Origin of the sequence: Kineococcus terrestris (assembly GCF_041020755.1) — a bacterium.
Lineage (GTDB): Bacteria > Actinomycetota > Actinomycetes > Actinomycetales > Kineococcaceae > Kineococcus > Kineococcus terrestris.
In genome coordinates this window covers 1-16145 of sequence record NZ_JBEUEI010000006.1, presented here as the reverse complement: position 1 = coordinate 16145, position 16145 = coordinate 1, and the positions used below count along the sequence as shown (strand labels likewise).

Sequence of the window (16145 nt, the reverse complement as noted above, 5' to 3'; positions counted from 1 at the left end):
GCGCCGGGCTCAGCGCCGCGCGTCGTCCTGGCGGCGGGTGCGGGAGGCGGCCAGGCCCTCCAGGACGCGGCGCGGCCAGCGGGGGCCCTCGTACACGAAGGCGGTGTACGACTGCACGAGGGAGGCGCCGGCGTCCAGGCGCTCGGCCACGTCCTCGGCGGTCCAGACCCCGCCGACGCTGACGAGCACGAGGCGGTCGCTGGTGCGGGCGGCCAGGCGCCGCAGCACCTGGAGGGAACGGGCGGCCAGCGGGGCGCCGGACAGGCCTCCCCCGCCGGCGGCGGCGACCTCGGCGGCGGGGCTGCGCAGGCCCTCGCGCCCGGTGGTGGTGTTGGTGGCGACGATGCCGTCGAGCCCTTCCTCCAGCGCGAGGTCGGCGACGGCGTCGACGTCGGCGTCGGACAGGTCGGGGGCGATCTTCACCAGGAGCGGGACGTGCCGGTGGGCGGCGCCGTCGGCGGCCTCGCGCACCGCGCGCAGGACGGGGCGCAGCTTCTCCACGGCCTGCAGGTCGCGCAGCCCGGGGGTGTTCGGGGAGCTGACGTTGACGACGAGGTAGTCGGCGTAGGGGGCCAGCAGCCGCGCGGACGTCGCGTAGTCGGCGGCGGCGTCCTCCTCGGCGACGACCTTGCTCTTGCCGATGTTCACGCCGACCGCCACGGGGTGGCGCGGCGGGGCGGCGCGCAGCTGGCGCAGGCGGCGGGCGACGGCCTCGGCGCCGGAGTTGTTGAAGCCCATCCGGTTGACGACGGCGCGGTCGGCGACCAGGCGGGCCATCCGCGGCTTCGGGTTGCCCGGCTGCGGCAGCGCGGTGACGGTGCCGACCTCGACGAAGCAGAACCCCAGGTGCGACAGGGCCTCGACGGCCGCGCCGTCCTTGTCGAACCCGGCGGCCAGGCCGAGGGGGCCGGGCAGGTCCATGCCCAGCACGCGGGTGCGCAGGCGCGGGTCGTCGGCGACGAACGCGCGGCGCAGCAGGCCGGGGACGACGGGCACGCGGGCGGCGGCGCGGATGCCGGTGAACGCCCAGTGGTGGGCGACCTCGGGGTCGATGCGGGTCAGCACCGTCCGGTACAGCGCCTGGTAGACCACCGTGCTCGCTCCCCCGTCCCGCGGCACCGGCCCCCCGCCGGCTCCCCGCCTCGCGCACCGGCCCGCGACGGCGGGCGGGTGGGGGCGGGGTCCCGAGTGTAGGCGGCCCTCACCGCCCTCGGGGGCGCGGGGCGGTGGGGGCCGCGGCCGGTCCCGGGCGGGTCAGTCCTCCAGCGAGGCGGTGCGGGTCTCGCGCAGCAGGGCGAGCGCGACGAGGCTGACGACGGCCGTGCCGGCGAGGTAGAAGCCCACCCAGCCGACGCCGTGGGTGCTCGCGAGGCGCACCGCGGTGTACGGGGCGAGCGAGGCCCCCAGGATGCTGCCCGCGTTGAAGGCGAGCGAGGCGCCCGTGTAGCGCACGTGCGTGGGGAAAAGCTCCGGCAGGTACGCGCCGATGGGCCCGAACACCAGGCCCATGAAGAACAGCCCGGCGCACAGCCACACCACGACCAGGGCGGTGCTGCCGGACCCCAGCAGCGGGCCGGTGAGCAGACCGACGACGGCGCCGCCGACCATCGCGGTCGCCAGCACGGGCCGGCGGCCGAAGCGGTCGGAGAGCACGCCCGACAGCGGGGTGGCCGCCGCCATGAACAGGACCGCGAAGCAGAGCATGAGCAGGAAGTCCTGGCGCTCGTACGCGAGCGTCTTCGTGCCGTAGGTGAGCGACCACGTCGTCGTCAGGTAGAAGAGCGTGTAGGTCAGCATCACCGAGAAGGCGCCCAGGACGACCAGCTTCCAGCTGCTGCGGAACGTCTCGGCGACCGGGACGCGCACCTGGCGGTCCTGCGCCAGCGCCTTGGCGAAGACGGGGGTCTCGGCGAGGCTGAGACGGATCCACAGGCCCAGCACGACGAGGGCGGCCGACAGCAGGAACGGCACGCGCCAGCCCCACGACAGGAAGGTCTCGTCGCTCATCGTCGTGGCGAGGACGATGAAGAGGCCGTTGGCGGTGATGAACCCCAGCGGGGCGCCGAGCTGCGGGAACATGCCGTAGAGCGCGCGGCGGCCCGGCGGCGCGTTCTCGGTGGCGAGGAGGGCGGCGCCTCCCCACTCCCCGCCCAGGCCGAAGCCCTGGCCGAAGCGCAGCAGGCACAGCAGCGCGGGGGCCAGGTTGCCGATGCTCGCGTGGGTGGGCAGCACACCGATGAGCACGGTGGAGATCCCCATGACGAGGAGCGCCGCCACGAGGGTGGTCTTGCGGCCGACCCGGTCGCCGAAGTGGCCGAAGACGACCGAGCCGATGGGCCGGGCGACGAAGGCGATGGCGAACGTGGCCAGCGAGGCCAGGGTCTGGGCGGTCTCGTTCTCCGAGGGGAAGAACAGCGGGCCGAAGACGAGCACGGCCGCGGTGGCGTAGACGTAGAAGTCGTAGAACTCGATCGTCGTGCCGATGAGGCTGGCGGCCGCCACGCGGCGGACGGGGTTCGCCGGCGACGCGGTCGCGGCGGGGGCCTGCGCGGAGGCCGGGGTGTGGGACGGACCCATGACGGGCGGGATCCTTCGCTGGACGGGGGCTGGACGTGCGGCGGCCCGCTCGGTCGCCGGGTGCGGCGCGGGAGGGTCGGTGCGGGGCCCGCCGGCGCGCGGGGTCGCCGCCTGCGACCGGTGGGCGCCGGGGAGGTTACCCGCGCGCACCAGGTGGTCCCGACCCGCGGACACTCCCGTCCCACGATGTGGAACACCGGGCGGTGGGGCGGCTCAGCCGCGCGGGTCGGTCACCGCCACGGTCGTGCCCTCGGCCGCGGCGCGGCGCGCGGCGTCGACGACGGCCGTCGTGGCCACCGCGTCCCACGGGTCGACGGGCACCGGCCCGCGCCCGCGCACCGCGAGCGCGAACAGCCGGTACAGCTCCGGCCAGCGGCCCGGCTCGCTGGGCACCCGCGACACCGGCCCGTCGCCCAGGCGCAGCCACCCCCAGCGGTGCGGCGGTTCCACGCCCCAGGCCCGCCCCTCGCCGCGGGGCGTGCGGCCGGCCAGCAGCGCGGCCTCCTGGCCGTCCACCGGCGCCTCCAGCACGAACGTGCCCCGGCTGCCCGTGACGCGGAACCGCGGGCCGGGCGCGGCCTGCTTCCAGGAGCCCGACAGCTCGCTGGTGACGCCGCTCGTGTGCCGCAGCTGCACCCGCCAGTCGTCCTCCCCGCCGCCGGGCAGGGACCGCGCCTGCGCCGCGACGGCCTCCACCGGGCCCAGCAGGTGCAGCGCCTGGTCGACGAGGTGGGCGCCGAAGTCGCGCAGCAGCCCGGCGCCCGCGGCGGGCGGGTCGCCGGCCGCCCACCGCTCGAACGAGGACTCCAGGCGCGTCACCTCGCCCAGCGCGCCCTCGTCCAGGACGCGGCGCACGGTCAGCAGGTCGGAGTCCCAGCGCCGGTTCTGGTAGACGCTCAGCGGCACGCCCAGCTCGGCGGCCAGCTCCACCGTGCTCCGCGCGGCGGCGGCGTCGAGGGCGAACGGCTTGTCGCACACCACGGCCAGCCCCAGGCGCAGGGCGCGCTCGGTGAGGTCGGTGTGGGTGGCCGCCGGCGTGGAGACCGCCACGGCCTCCACGCCCAGCGCCGGCAGCTCCTCCAGCGCGGCGACCGTCCGCACCCCGTGCTCGGCGCGCGCGAGCTCCGCGCGCGCCGGGTCGGCGGTGACGACCGCGGCCAGCTCGCACCCCGGCGCGCCGGCGACGACGGGGGCGTGGAAGAAGCGGCCGCCGATGCCGTAGCCGACGACGGCGACGCGCACGGGGTCGAGGGCGGCGGCGGGGACGCTCGCGGTACCGGCGGCGGTGCTGGTGCTCACGCCGGCGACGCTAGCGGGTCGCCCGTCCCTCCCCCGGCGCCGGCCCGCCCGGCGCGCGCTGCGGCAGCTCGCAGCTCGCCGCGGACAGGCCCCCGCCGAGCAGGCGCGAGCGGATGAGGAACCGGACGCCGTCCGGGGCCTCCAGCGAGAACCCCGCGCCCCGGCCGGGCACCAGGTCGATCGTCAGGTGGGTGTGCGACCAGAGGGCGAACTGCTCGCGCGACATCCACACCGGCACGGTGAAGCCCTCCTCCGACCCGTCCCCGTCCTCCTGCGACGCCGGCACGAGCAGGTCGCCCAGGTGGACGTCGGCGTCGGAGACGAGGAAGTCGCCGTCGGCGAAGCACATCGGGGAACTGCCGTCGCAGCACCCGCCGGACTGGTGGAACATCAGCTCCCCGTGGCGCGCCCGGAGGCGGCGCAGCTGCTGCGCCGCCCCCGGGGTCACCGCCACCCGCTCGACCCCGTCGCCGGTACCGGTACCGGTACCGGTACCGGCCGGGTCGGGGGCCGTCCCGCGCCCGTCGGGACCGACCATCAGAAGAAGCCGAGCTTGCCGGTGGCGTAGCTGACGAGGAGGTTCTTCGTCTGCTGGTAGTGGTCGAGCATCATGCGGTGGTTCTCGCGGCCGATGCCCGAGCTCTTGTAGCCGCCGAACGCCGCGTGCGCCGGGTAGGCGTGGTAGTTGTTCGTCCAGACCCGGCCCGCCTGGATCCCGCGGCCCATCCGGTACGCGAGGTGGATGTCGCGCGACCACACGCCGGCGCCGAGGCCGTAGAGGGTGTCGTTGGCGATCTTCAGGGCGTCGTCGGGGTCGTCGAACCGGGTGACCGAGACGACGGGCCCGAAGATCTCCTCCTGGAAGATCCGCATCGAGTTGTCGCCCTCGAAGATGGTCGGGTCCACGTAGTACCCGCCGGACAGCTCCCCGCCCAGGTCGGCGCGGTGGCCGCCGGTGACGAGCTTGGCGCCCTCCTGCTGGCCGATGTCGATGTAGGAGAGGATCTTCTCCAGCTGGTCGTTGCTGGCCTGCGCGCCGATCATCGTGGCGGTGTCCAGCGGGTCGCCCTGCACCACGGCCCGCGTGCGCTCGGTGGCGTCGGCGAGGAACTCGTCGTAGATCGTCGACTGGATCAGCGCCCGCGAGGGGCACGTGCACACCTCGCCCTGGTTGAGGGCGAACATCGTGAAACCCTCGAGGGCCTTGTCGTAGAACTCGTCGCGGCTGCGGGCGACGTCCTCGAAGAAGATGTTCGGGCTCTTGCCGCCCAGCTCCAGCGTGACGGGGATGAGGTTCTGGCTGGCGTACTGCATGATGAGCCGGCCCGTGGTCGTCTCGCCGGTGAAGGCGATCTTGCGGATCCGGTTCGAGCTGGCCAGCGGCTTGCCCGCCTCGGCGCCGAAACCGTTGACCACGTTGACCACGCCCGGCGGCAGCAGGTCGCCGATCAGGTCCATCAGCAGCATGATCGAGGCCGGCGTCTGCTCGGCCGGCTTGAGGACGACGGCGTTCCCGGCCGCGAGCGCGGGGGCCAGCTTCCACACCGCCATGAGCAGCGGGAAGTTCCACGGGATGATCTGCCCGACCACGCCGAGGGGTTCGTGGAAGTGGTAGGCGACGGTGTCGTCGTCGATCTGCGAGATGCCGCCCTCCTGGGCGCGCACGACGCCCGCGAAGTAGCGCAGGTGGTCCACGACCAGCGGCAGGTCGGCGGCCAGGCACTCGCGCACCGGCTTGCCGTTGTCCCACGTCTCGGCCACCGCGAGCTTCTCGAGGTTCTGCTCGATCCGGTCGGCGATGCGGTTCAGGACCAGCGCCCGCTCGGCCACCGACGTGCGGCCCCACGCCGGCGCGGCGGCGTGCGCGGCGTCCAGGGCGCGCTCGACGTCGGCGGCCGTGCCGCGGGCGACCTCGGTGAACACCTGGCCGGTGACGGGGCTGGGGTTCTCGAAGTACTCCCCCGAGGCGGGGGGTACGCGCTCGCCGCCGATCCAGTGGTCGTAGCGGCTCTCGTAGCGCACGAGGCTTCCGTCGCGCCCCGGGGCTTCGTACACGGTCATGGTGGGGACCTCCGCGGTGAGGACGACGCGACTGCGGTGTCGCGCGGTGCCGCGACGGTAGGCGCGCCCGCGTTGCACCCGCGTTGCGCGCGCACCGGCGTCCCCGGAGGAGCTCCTCGGACCACCCCGGTGCGCGCCGCGCGGGCCAGCGCCTCCCCGCGCGCCGGGTCCCCCGGCGCCAGCCGGCGCAGCAGCTCCGCGGCCACCTGCGGGTCGTCGCGCCCGCAGGAGGTGCGCGAGAACGCCAGCAGCGCGTCGTCGTCCTCGCCCTCCAGCACCGCCGTGCGCAGCGACACCTCCAGCTCGGCGCGCAGCTCGCGCACGGCCGGCGCCTCCGAGGACGGCAGCAGCGGGCCGCCCCACGCGGCCACCGCGTCGCCGGGGCGGCCCGCGCGCAGGGCAGCCCGAACCTCCAGCGCGTCGCACACCAGCTCGCCCGTGATCCGGTAGGGCGCCGCCGACAGCCCGACGGCCCCACCGGTGCGCCGCTCGAGCGCGGTGCGCACCCGGTGCACCTCGGCGCGCGCCGACACCGGCGCCAGGTCCCGCTCGTCCAGGGCGGCGGCCAGGGCCGCCGCGCTGCGCCCCACGTCGGGGTCGGTGAGCAGGAGCAGCAGCACCTCGCTGCGGCGCAGCCCCAGCGGGTGGGCCCGGCCGTCGACCACGAGCTCGCCGTCGCCGCCCAGCACCCGCAGCCGGGCGGCGGGGCGGCGGACGGCGGCCCCGGGGTGCGCGGGGGTGCCGCCGGTCCAGCGGGCGCGCAGGTCGGCCACCCGCAGCTCGCCCTCCAGGGCCTCGGCGGCCGCGCGCACGAAGGCCAGGGCGCGCTCGCGGCCGAGGTCGTCGCCGCCCGTGAGGTCCACCGCGCCCAGCACCCGGCCCGTGGCGGGGTCGCGCACGGGGGCCGCCGAGCAGCTCCAGCGGGACACGGCGGTGGCGAAGTGCTCGCCCGAGCGCACCCGCACCGGCCGGCCCAGCGCGAGCGCGGTGCCCGGGGCGTTCAGCCCCGCCACGTCCTCGCTCCAGCGGGCCCCGGCCACGAAGCTCATGTCCTCCGCGCGCCGCCGCAGACCGGCGTCCCCCTCGACCCACAGCAGGGTGCCGTCGGCGTCGCTGACGGCCATGAGGACCGGCACGCCCAGCGGCTCCTCCAGCAGCAGCCGGCGCGCCGTCGGCAGGACGGGCGCCAGGCGGTGCCGGCGGCGGCGCTCCTCGAGGTCGCCGCCGCGCAGGGCCAGCGGCGCCAGGACGCGGTCGGGGTCCAGGCCGGTGCCGCGGCTGCGCCGCCACGAGGTGTCGACGAGGGCGCGCGCCCCCGGCAGCGGGTCCCCGGCCGCGCAGCGCGAGAGCCAGTCCTCGCGCGCGGCCAGGAGCTGCGCGGCCGTCCCCGCGCCCGTCGTCCGCACGCCCGGTGCCACCGCGTCCCCCTCCGGCCGGCGGGTCGTCCTCGACCCGCCCTCGACCCGCGCAGGACCCGCGGGCCCCCTCCCCGGGACGGTAAGCGGCGCCCGTCGGCGGCGACAAGCGGTTCCCCCGGACGGCGGGCCCGGGACCGCGACGGGGCGGCGGGGTGCGACGATCGCGCAGCGCCCGCCGCCCGGGCGCGCCGACCCGACCACCGGAGGAAGAGGCACCGATGACGGACGGCCCGCGGCCGCTGAACCTGCGCGAGCTCGCCGGCACGGTGCGCGCGCCCGCCAAGCCGAGCGGCCCGCGCCGCGTGGACGCCCCGCTGCTGGCACCCGCGGTGCTGGAGGACCTGGCGCGCTGGCTGGCCTCGGCGCAGGAGCGGGACGTGCCCGCGCCGCTGCGCCGGCCCCGGCTCGTCGTGCTGGCCGGTGACCACGGCGTGGCGGCCGCCGGTGTCTCGCGGCTGGCGCCGGGCGACACCGCCCGGGCCGTGCGCGACCTGCTGGCCGGGCGGGGCCCGACGGCGGCGCTCGCCGCGGAGGTGGGGGTGGGCGTCGCCGTCCACGCCCTCGGCGTCGACTGGGACGCCGGGGACTCCCCCGCCGCGGACGCCGACGACCCCGACCCCGACCCCGACCCCGACCCCGGACGGGTGCCGGGCGTGCCGGAACCGGTGACCCGGCACGCCGTGCGGGCCGGCTCCGGCGACGTGCGCCACGAGGACGCCATGACGGCGGAGCAGACCGAGGCCGCGCTGCGCACCGGCGCCGCCATCGCCGACACCGAGGTCGACGAGGGCGCCGACCTGCTGGTCCTCGGCGACCTGGGCGTCGGGGCGACCACGGTGGCCGCCGCGCTGGTCGCCGCCTGCCTGCGCAAGAACGCCGTCGACGTGGTCGGCCGCGGCAGCGGCGTCGACGACGACGGCTGGATGCGCAAGACCGCGGCCGTGCGCGACGCCACCCGCCGGGCCCGCAAGCTGGCCACCCGGCCCGTGGCGCTGCTGCAGGCGGTCGGCAGTCCCGACGTGGCGGCGGCCGTCGGGTTCCTGCTGCGCGCGAGCGCGCGGCGCACCCCCGTGCTCCTGGACGGCGCGGTGTCGCTGGCGGCCGCGCTGGTGGCCTCCCGCGGCGTGCCGGGCGCGGAGGGCTGGTGGCGGGTCGGGGCGCGCACGGCGGAACCCGCGCAGGCCCTGGCCGCCGAGCGCCTCAAGCTCGTCCCCCTGCTCGACCTCGGCGCCGGCCGCGGTGGCGGCACCGGCGCGCTGGCGGCCGTGCCGCTGCTGCGGGCGGCGCAGGTGCTGGCCGCGGCCGACGCGGCCTCGGCGCCCCGCGCGGCCGCCCCCGCGGCGGTCGGGCCGGGCGGTGCGGGCGGCACCGGGGAGGTGCAGCCGGAGGAGCCCGGTCCCCGGGAGCCGGAGGAGCACGAGCCCACCCGGGAGGAGCCCGCGCCGGGTCCCGGGACCGCTCCCGCCGGCTGAGCCGCGACCCGCGCCCGGGAGGTCCGCGACACCGCCTCGGTAGGGTGCCGCGGGTGGTCACGCTGAACCTGTCCGGCAAGTCCGCCAAGAGCGTCGCGGCCGACGCGCTCGTGCTCGGCGTCGTCGCCGGTGCCGGTGCGGGCGCCGCCCCCCGGCTCACCGGGGTCGACGACCTCCCGCGCGCCGCGCGCACCGCGCTGACCGACGCCCTCGCCGCGCTCGGGGCGCGGGGGCGGGCCGAGGAGGTGCACCTGGTCCCCGGTGTGGCGGGCCTGGCGACCCCGCTCGTCGCCCTCGTGGGGCTGGGCGAGGAGACGGCTCCCGCCGGCGGGCCCACCGGCCCCGCCGCGCAGGAGGTGCTGCGCCGCGCGGTCGGCGCCGCGGTGCGCGCGCTGGCCGGACGCCGCCGCGTCGCGGTGGCCCTGCCCGCCCCCGACGCCGCGGCCGTGGCCGCGGTCGCCGAGGGCGCCGCCCTGGGCGCCTACGCCTACACCCGCTACAAGACCGCCGACCCCGCCGACCTCGCCGGGCGCGCTCCCGTGGAGGACGTCTCGGTGCTCGTCGGCAAGCCGCGCGACAAGGCCTCCCGCGCGGCGCTGGAGCGCGCCGCGGTGCTGGGCGAGGCCGTGGCCCTCACCCGCGACCTCGTCAACACCCCGCCGGCCGACCTCGCCCCCGAGGACGTCGCGCAAGCCGCCCGCCGCGTCGTCGACGGGACCTCGCTGCGCCTGCGCGTCCTGGAGGAGGACGAGCTGGTCGCCGGCGGCTACGGCGGGATCCTCGGCGTCGGGCAGGGTTCCAGCCGGCCGCCGCGGCTCGTGGTCGTCGAGCACTCCCCCCGGGGCGCGAAGGCGCACCTGGCCCTGGTCGGCAAGGGCATCACCTTCGACTCCGGCGGCCTGTCGCTGAAGCCGGCGGGCTCGATGGAGACCATGAAGAGCGACATGACCGGCGCGGCGACCGTCCTGGCGGCCGTGGCGGCCGCGGCCCGCCTGGGGCTGCCGGTGAGGGTGACCGCGTGGCTGGCCCTGGCGGAGAACATGCCCTCGGGCACGGCCATCCGCCCCTCGGACGTGCTGACGATCCGCGGCGGGAAGACGGTGGAGGTGCTGAACACCGACGCCGAGGGCCGCCTCGTGCTGGCCGACGCGCTCGTGGCGGCCGGCGAGGAGCAGCCGGACCGCGTCGTGGACGTCGCCACGCTGACCGGGGCGCAGGTCGTCGCGCTCGGCAACCGCGTCTCGGCCGTGATGGGCAACGACGACGCCTTCCGGGCGGACGTGCTGGCGGCCGCCGAGCGCGCCGGCGAGCAGCTGTGGCCGATGCCCCTGCCGGACGAGCTGCGGGCGAGCCTGGACTCCCCGGTGGCCGACCTGGCGAACATCGGCGACCGCGCCGGCGGGATGCTCGTGGCGGGGATCTTCCTGCGCGAGTTCATCGGGACCGACGCGGCGGGGCGTCCGCTGCCGTGGGCGCACCTGGACATCGCGGGGCCGTCGTTCCTGACGGGCGAGCCGCACGGCTACACGCCGCGCGGCGGCACCGGCGTGGCCGTGCGCACGCTGGTGGCGCTGGCCGAGGACCTGGCCGCGGGCTGACGCGGTCCCGGGCGGGGCGGCGCGCCAGCGGGGCGCCGCCCCGTTCCCGCGCGCTCCCGGAACCGTCCACGACCGCGTCAGGCGGGCACCTCCTCGACAGCCGTGCACCCTGAGCTACACCCGCTATGCTCACGGTGACGGCCATCGGGGGACGTCACCCTGCTCCGGCCCGCACCGGCGGGTCACCGCACACGCTTCGGAGGCTCCGCATGTCGCACCTGACCACCCTCGCCCGCCGCGCCGCCGTCGCCGCGGCCGCCACGGCCCTCACCGCGGGCGTCGTCGTCGCGGGTGCCGGCACCGCCTCGGCCGAGCCGCTGGCGGCCACGTCGACCGCGGTCGCCGCCGCCGAGGTCCGCGAGGAGGCCGTGGTGGAGGCCCGCAAGGAGGCCGTGGTCACCGGCCGCAAGGAGGCCCGCAAGGAAACGGTCGTCCTGGCGCGCAAGGAGGCCCGCAAGGAGTCCGCGGTCACTGCGCGCAAGGAGGCTCGCAAGGAGTCCACGGTCACCGGCCGCAAGGAGGCCCGCAAGGAGTCCACGGTCACCGGCCGCAAGGAGGCCCGCAAGGAGTCCACGGTCACCGGCCGCAAGGAGGCCCGCAAGGAGACGGTCGTCCTCGCGCGCAAGGAGTCGGTGGTCACCGCCCGCAAGGAGTCCACGGTCACCGAGAAGGAGCGCTGAGCCGGGCAGGAGCCCGCACGTCCCCTCGTCACGGCGGCGGTACCCGCGGGGTACCGCCGCCGTCGCGCGTCCGGGCCCGGCGCGGACCCGGTGCGGACCCGGCGCGCGCGCCCCCTCGCGCTGCGCACGGGGCGTGGTGGAAGAATCGCGCCGGACCAGTCGCAGGAGCCCGAACCTCAGGAGAGTCCCGTGGCAGCAGCCGCCGGCCAGGAGTACGACGTCGTCATCCTCGGGGGAGGCAGCGGGGGCTACGCCGCAGCGCTGCGCGCCGCCGAGCTGGGCCTCTCGGTGGCCCTCGTGGAGAAGGACCTGCTGGGCGGCACCTGCCTGCACCGCGGCTGCATCCCCACCAAGGCCCTGCTGCACGCCGCGGAGGTCGCCGACTCCACCCGCGAGTCCGAGACCTACGGGGTGCGCGCGTCCCTCGAGGGCATCGACATGGCGGGGGTCAACAAGTACAAGGACGGCATCGTCGCCCGCCTGCACAAGGGTCTGCAGGGCCTGGTGAAGTCCCGCAAGGTCGAGCTGGTGGCCGGCGAGGGCCGCCTGGTCGCCAAGGACACCGTCGAGGTCGACGGCACCCGCTACACCGGCAAGCACGTCGTGCTGGCCTCCGGCTCCTACTCGCGCTCCCTGCCCGGCCTGGAGGTCGGCGGCCGGGTCATCACCAGCGAGCAGGCGATCAACCTCGACCACGTGCCCGACCGCGTCGTCGTCCTCGGCGGCGGCGTCATCGGCGTGGAGTTCGCCAGCGTGTGGCGCTCCTTCGGCGCGGAGGTGACCATCGTCGAGGCCCTGCCGCACCTGGTCCCCCTCGAGGACGAGGCCTCCAGCAAGGCGCTGGAGCGCGCGTTCCGCAAGCGCGGCATCAAGTTCTCCCTCGGCGTGCGGTTCAAGGGCGTGGAGCAGACGGACTCCGGCGTCACGGTGGCGCTGGAGGACGGCAAGACCTTCGAGGCGGACCTCCTGCTGGTCGCCGTCGGCCGCGGCCCGAACACCGCCGGCCTGGGCTACGAGGAGCAGGGCATCACGATGGACCGCGGCTTCGTCCTCACCGACGAGCGCCTGCGCACCAACGTCGAGGGCGTCTACGCGGTCGGCGACATCGTCCCGGGTCTGCAGCTGGCCCACCGCGGGTTCCAGCAGGGCATCTTCGTCGCCGAGGAGATCGCCGGTCTCGCACCCGCCCCGATCGACGAGAACGGCATCCCGAAGGTCACCTACTGCGACCCCGAGGTCGCCTCCGTGGGGCTCACCGAGGCCAAGGCGCGCGAGAAGTACGGCGACGTCGACGTCGTGGAGTACAACCTCGGCGGCAACGGCAAGAGCCAGATCCTCGGCACCACGGGCTTCGTGAAGCTCGTGCGCCAGAAGGACGGCCCGGTCGTCGGCGTGCACATGGTCGGCACCCGCATGGGCGAGCAGGTGGGCGAGGCGCAGCTGATCGTCAACTGGGAGGCCTTCCCCGAGGAGGTCGCCGCGCTCGTGCACGCCCACCCGACCCAGAACGAGGCGCTCGGCGAGGCCCACCTCGCCCTCGCCGGCAAGCCCCTGCACACGCACGCCTGACCCGCCCGAGACCCCTCGGCGTCCTCCGGGCGCCGCGTCACCCGTCCGTGAGGAGAACCACTCAGATGTCGAACCCGGTGCAGATGCCAGCGCTCGGCGAGAGCGTGACCGAGGGCACCGTCACCCGGTGGCTGAAGTCGGTCGGCGACACCGTCGAGGTCGACGAGCCGCTGCTGGAGGTGTCCACCGACAAGGTCGACACCGAGATCCCCTCCCCCGTCGCCGGGACCCTGCTGGAGATCCTCGTCGAGGAGGACGAGACGGTCGAGGTGGGCGCCGACCTGGCCCGCATCGGCGACGCCTCCGAGCAGGGCGGCTCCGGCGGTGGGCAGGACGCCCGGCAGCAGGAGGCCCCGCAGCAGGACAGCGCTCCCGAGCCGCCGTCGGAGCAGGACGCGCAGCAGGCGCCCGAGCAGGAGCAGGAGCCCTCCCCCGAGCAGCCGCCGGCCGCGGCGGCCGCGCCGTCCGGGGGCGGCGGCGGTGGCGGTCGGGCCGTCCAGATGCCCGCCCTGGGCGAGAGCGTCACCGAGGGCACCGTCACCCGGTGGCTGAAGTCGGTCGGCGACAGCGTCGAGGTCGACGAGCCGCTGCTGGAGGTGTCCACCGACAAGGTCGACACCGAGATCCCCTCCCCCGTGGCCGGCACGCTGCTCGAGGTGCTGGTCGGCGAGGACGAGACGGTCGAAGTGGGCACCGACCTGGCCCGCATCGGCGACGCCTCCGAGCAGGGCGGCTCCGGCGGTGGCCAGGAGGCTCCGCAGCAGGAGGCTCCGCAGCAGGAGGCCCCCCAGCAGCAGGAGAGCGCGCAGCCGCCGGCCGAGGAGTCCCTGGCCGACGAGGTGGCCGAGCGCGAGCAGGCCCGCGAGCAGGCCGAGCGGGCCAACCAGCCCTCGACCCGGCCGCAGGAGGCCGCGCAGACCGCGAAGGCCCCCGAGCCGGCGCGCGAGGCCCCCGCGCCGCGCCGCGAGGAGCAGCCGCAGCCCACCGGCGGCAGCACCTACGTCACGCCGCTGGTGCGCAAGATGGCCAAGGACCTCGGCGTCGACCTGTCCTCCGTCACCGGCACCGGGGTGGGCGGGCGCATCCGCAAGCAGGACGTGCAGGCCGCCGCCGACGAGGCGAAGGCCGCCGCGGAGAGGGCGGCCGCCGACAAGGCGCAGCCGGCGCCCTCGGGCGGGGCGGCCAAGCCCGCCGGCGGCCCGTCGCAGGAGAAGCCGGTCGAGGTGTCCGCCAAGCGCGGCACCACCGAGAAGATGTCGCGCCTGCGCAAGATCATCGCCCAGCGGATGGTCGAGTCGCTGCAGACGTCGGCGCAGCTGACCACCGTCATCGAGGTCGACGTGACCCGCGTGGCGCGGCTGCGGGCCCGGGCCAAGGACCGGTTCCTGGCCAACGAGGGCGCGAAGCTGACCTTCCTGCCCTTCTTCATCAAGGCGGCGGTCGAGGCGCTCAAGCAGCACCCCAGCCTCAACGCCAGCGTCGACGGCGACTCGATCGTCTACCACGCCAGCGAGAACATCTCGATGGCCGTCGACACCCCCAAGGGCCTCATCACGCCCGTCATCAAGGACGCCGGCGACCTCAACCTCGGCGGCCTGGCCCGCAAGGTGGGCGACCTGGCCGCCCGCACCCGCAGCAACAAGATCACCCCGGACGACCTGGCCGGCGGCACCTTCACGATCACCAACACCGGCAGCATCGGCGCCCTGTTCGACACGCCGATCATCAACCAGCCGCAGGTGGCGATCCTGGGCACGGGCGCGCTCGTCAAGCGCGCCGTCGTGGTGCCGGACGCCGAGGGGCAGGACACCATCGCGATCCGCTCGATGATGTACCTGGCGCTGTCGTACGACCACCGCATCGTCGACGGCGCGGACGCCGCCCGCTTCCTGCAGACGGTGAAGAAGCGCATCGAGGAGGGGGCCTTCGAGGGCGACCTCGGCCTCTGAGCCCCACCGCGGTGACGGGCCCCGCCCCCGCAGGGGCGGGGCCCGTCGCGTCACCGCGCCACCCCACCACCGGGAGGTCCCGTGCACGTCGTCGTCAGCGGAGCCAGCGGCCTCATCGGCCGGCACCTCGTCGCGCAGCTGCGCGCGCGGGGGGACCGCGTCACCGTCCTGGTCCGCCGTCCCGTGCGCGGGCCCGACGAGGTGCGCTGGGACCCCGACGCGGACCGGCTGGACCCCGCTGAGCTGCGCGGGGTGGATGCGGCGGTCAACCTCTCCGGCGCGGGCATCGGCGACCACCGGCTGACCCCCGCCTACCGCGAGGTGGTGCGCTCCTCGCGGCTGCGCTCGACGAGCACCCTCGTGCGGGCCCTGCTGGCCCAGGACGAGCGGCCCGCCGCGCTGCTCAACGCCTCCGCGATCGGCTGGTACGGCGAGGGCGGCGAGCGGGTCCTCACCGAGGACGTCCCGCGCGGGGACGACTTCCTGGCCCACCTGTGCGAGGAGTGGGAGGCCGCGGCCGCGCCGGCCGCCGAGCAGGGCGTGCGCACCGCGCTGCTGCGCACCGGTCTGCTCGCCAGCCCCGACGGCGGGTCCTTCGGGCGCATGCTGACGCTCTTCCGCCTCGGCCTGGGCGGGCGGCTGGGCAGCGGCCGGCAGTGGTGGAGCGTGATCTCCATGCCGGACCTGCTCGACGCCGTGACGTTCGTCCTGGACGGCGACCTGTCCGGCCCGGTCAACCTCGTGTGCCCCACGCCGGCGCGCAACGTCGTCGTGACGCGGGCGCTGGGCCGGGCGCTGGGACGCCCGACGCTGCTCGCGGTGCCCGCACCGGCGCTCAAGGTGGCGCTGGGCCCCCTGGCCGAGCAGGTCCTGGGCAGCCAGCGCGTGGTGCCGCAGCGCCTGCTCGACGCCGGGTTCCGCTTCCGCCACCCCGACGCCGACGCCGTCGCGGACTGGCTCGCGAGCGCCTGACACCCGCCGCGCCCGGCCGCCCGGCCCTCGCGGTCGTCAGGCGACGTCGCTGACGCGCCACTGCCCGTCGACGCGCACGAGGACCAGCCGCGACGCGCGCGGCTCGGAGGCGCGCACGGCCGTCAGGGAGCCGTCGGCCGACTGGACCTCGTGGGCGCCGGTGACGACGGTGGCCAGGACGACGGCGCGGTCGGCGCCCGCCTCCTCGACCACCACCTCGCGCACGTCGAAGGCCAGGCCGGACCACCGCGCCCCCCGGGCGCGGACGTCCTCCACGAGCCGCACGTCCTCCAGCAGGGCCGGGGAGCCGCCGGCGTCGACACCGGTGAGCGCCTCGGTGTCCAGGGTGCGCAGGGCGTCGGCGCGCCGGGCGGCGAGCTCGCGCACGACCGCGACGAGGTCGTCGCCGGCGAGGACGCCCGCTCCCACCTCTCCCGCACCGCCCGCACCGCCCGCACCGCCGCCGGGGCGGGGGGGGGGGCGGGGGGGCGGGGGGGGGGGGGGCGGGGGGGGGGGGGGGGGGGGGGGGGGGGGGGGGGGGGCGCGCGGG

The 16145-nt window shown here is 76.7% G+C and carries 13 protein-coding genes; 6 read left to right on the top strand and 7 right to left on the bottom strand.

What is annotated here, in order from left to right; all coding sequences use genetic code 11:
- Positions 1-9: 9 nt before the first annotated feature.
- The 6 genes from AB8M62_RS05470 to AB8M62_RS05445 all read right to left on the bottom strand — a co-directional run bounded on the left by AB8M62_RS05470 (position 10) and on the right by AB8M62_RS05445 (position 7355).
- A complete protein-coding gene (locus AB8M62_RS05470; RefSeq protein WP_369053629.1) occupies positions 10-1092 on the bottom strand; it encodes a quinone-dependent dihydroorotate dehydrogenase in 1083 nt (360 codons plus the stop codon).
- A 162-nt stretch (positions 1093-1254) separates the two neighbouring features.
- Positions 1255-2577 (bottom strand): MFS transporter, encoded by a 1323-nt coding sequence (locus AB8M62_RS05465; RefSeq protein WP_369053631.1) that lies wholly within the window; start codon positions 2575-2577, stop codon positions 1255-1257.
- A 213-nt stretch (positions 2578-2790) separates the two neighbouring features.
- Positions 2791-3819: a Gfo/Idh/MocA family protein gene (locus AB8M62_RS05460; protein ID WP_369068956.1), complete on the bottom strand. Its 1029-nt coding sequence runs from the start codon at positions 3817-3819 to the stop codon at positions 2791-2793.
- A gap of 67 nt (positions 3820-3886) precedes the next feature.
- Positions 3887-4414 carry a DUF779 domain-containing protein gene (locus AB8M62_RS05455; protein WP_369068896.1) on the bottom strand — a complete coding sequence of 176 codons (528 nt, stop codon included), beginning with the start codon at positions 4412-4414 and terminating at the stop codon, positions 3887-3889.
- Positions 4414-5937: an aldehyde dehydrogenase gene (gene adh, locus AB8M62_RS05450; RefSeq protein WP_369068895.1), complete on the bottom strand. Its 1524-nt coding sequence runs from the start codon at positions 5935-5937 to the stop codon at positions 4414-4416. The genes AB8M62_RS05455 and adh overlap by 1 nt, the downstream gene beginning before the upstream one ends.
- Positions 5934-7355 (bottom strand): GAF domain-containing protein, encoded by a 1422-nt coding sequence (locus AB8M62_RS05445; protein WP_369068894.1) that lies wholly within the window; start codon positions 7353-7355, stop codon positions 5934-5936. The genes adh and AB8M62_RS05445 overlap by 4 nt, the downstream gene beginning before the upstream one ends.
- A gap of 218 nt (positions 7356-7573) precedes the next feature.
- Between AB8M62_RS05445 and AB8M62_RS05440 the strand changes: the two genes are divergently transcribed.
- From AB8M62_RS05440 to AB8M62_RS05415, 6 genes are all read left to right on the top strand, one after another.
- On the top strand, positions 7574-8827 hold the full coding sequence (locus AB8M62_RS05440) for a nicotinate-nucleotide--dimethylbenzimidazole phosphoribosyltransferase (protein ID WP_369068893.1): 1254 nt from the start codon (positions 7574-7576) through the stop codon (positions 8825-8827).
- A 53-nt stretch (positions 8828-8880) separates the two neighbouring features.
- Positions 8881-10425 (top strand): leucyl aminopeptidase, encoded by a 1545-nt coding sequence (locus tag AB8M62_RS05435; protein ID WP_373694856.1) that lies wholly within the window; start codon positions 8881-8883, stop codon positions 10423-10425.
- 209 nt (positions 10426-10634) lie between these two features.
- Positions 10635-11105, top strand: coding sequence for a hypothetical protein (locus AB8M62_RS05430; protein WP_369053639.1), 471 nt, complete (start codon positions 10635-10637; stop codon positions 11103-11105).
- Between the two features lie 189 nt (positions 11106-11294).
- The gene (lpdA, locus tag AB8M62_RS05425) at positions 11295-12674 is read left to right on the top strand and encodes a dihydrolipoyl dehydrogenase (RefSeq protein WP_369053641.1); all 1380 of its coding nucleotides are present in this window, start codon (positions 11295-11297) and stop codon (positions 12672-12674) included.
- Positions 12675-12739: 65 nt separating this feature from the next.
- Entirely contained in the window at positions 12740-14623 is a 1884-nt protein-coding gene (sucB, locus tag AB8M62_RS05420; protein WP_369053643.1) for a 2-oxoglutarate dehydrogenase, E2 component, dihydrolipoamide succinyltransferase, read from the top strand.
- Between the two features lie 81 nt (positions 14624-14704).
- Positions 14705-15595 carry a TIGR01777 family oxidoreductase gene (locus AB8M62_RS05415; protein ID WP_369068891.1) on the top strand — a complete coding sequence of 297 codons (891 nt, stop codon included), beginning with the start codon at positions 14705-14707 and terminating at the stop codon, positions 15593-15595.
- A 36-nt stretch (positions 15596-15631) separates the two neighbouring features.
- Here AB8M62_RS05415 and AB8M62_RS05410 read toward each other — a convergent pair whose 3' ends face one another.
- On the bottom strand, positions 15632-16024 hold the full coding sequence (locus AB8M62_RS05410; protein WP_369068890.1) for a hypothetical protein: 393 nt from the start codon (positions 16022-16024) through the stop codon (positions 15632-15634).
- Positions 16025-16145: the final 121 nt, after the last annotated feature.

What these genes read in the sequence shown, in the direction of transcription:
- AB8M62_RS05465 (WP_369053631.1), bottom strand. Translation starts at nt 2,577, where the DNA reads ATGGGTCCGTCCCACACCCCGGCCTCCGCGCAGGCCCCCGCCGCGACC.
- AB8M62_RS05455 (WP_369068896.1), bottom strand. Translation starts at nt 4,414, where the DNA reads ATGGTCGGTCCCGACGGGCGCGGGACGGCCCCCGACCCGGCCGGTACC.
- adh (WP_369068895.1), bottom strand. Translation starts at nt 5,937, where the DNA reads ATGACCGTGTACGAAGCCCCGGGGCGCGACGGAAGCCTCGTGCGCTAC.
- AB8M62_RS05440 (WP_369068893.1), top strand. Translation starts at nt 7,574, where the DNA reads ATGACGGACGGCCCGCGGCCGCTGAACCTGCGCGAGCTCGCCGGCACG.
- AB8M62_RS05430 (WP_369053639.1), top strand. Translation starts at nt 10,635, where the DNA reads ATGTCGCACCTGACCACCCTCGCCCGCCGCGCCGCCGTCGCCGCGGCC.
- sucB (WP_369053643.1), top strand. Translation starts at nt 12,740, where the DNA reads ATGTCGAACCCGGTGCAGATGCCAGCGCTCGGCGAGAGCGTGACCGAG.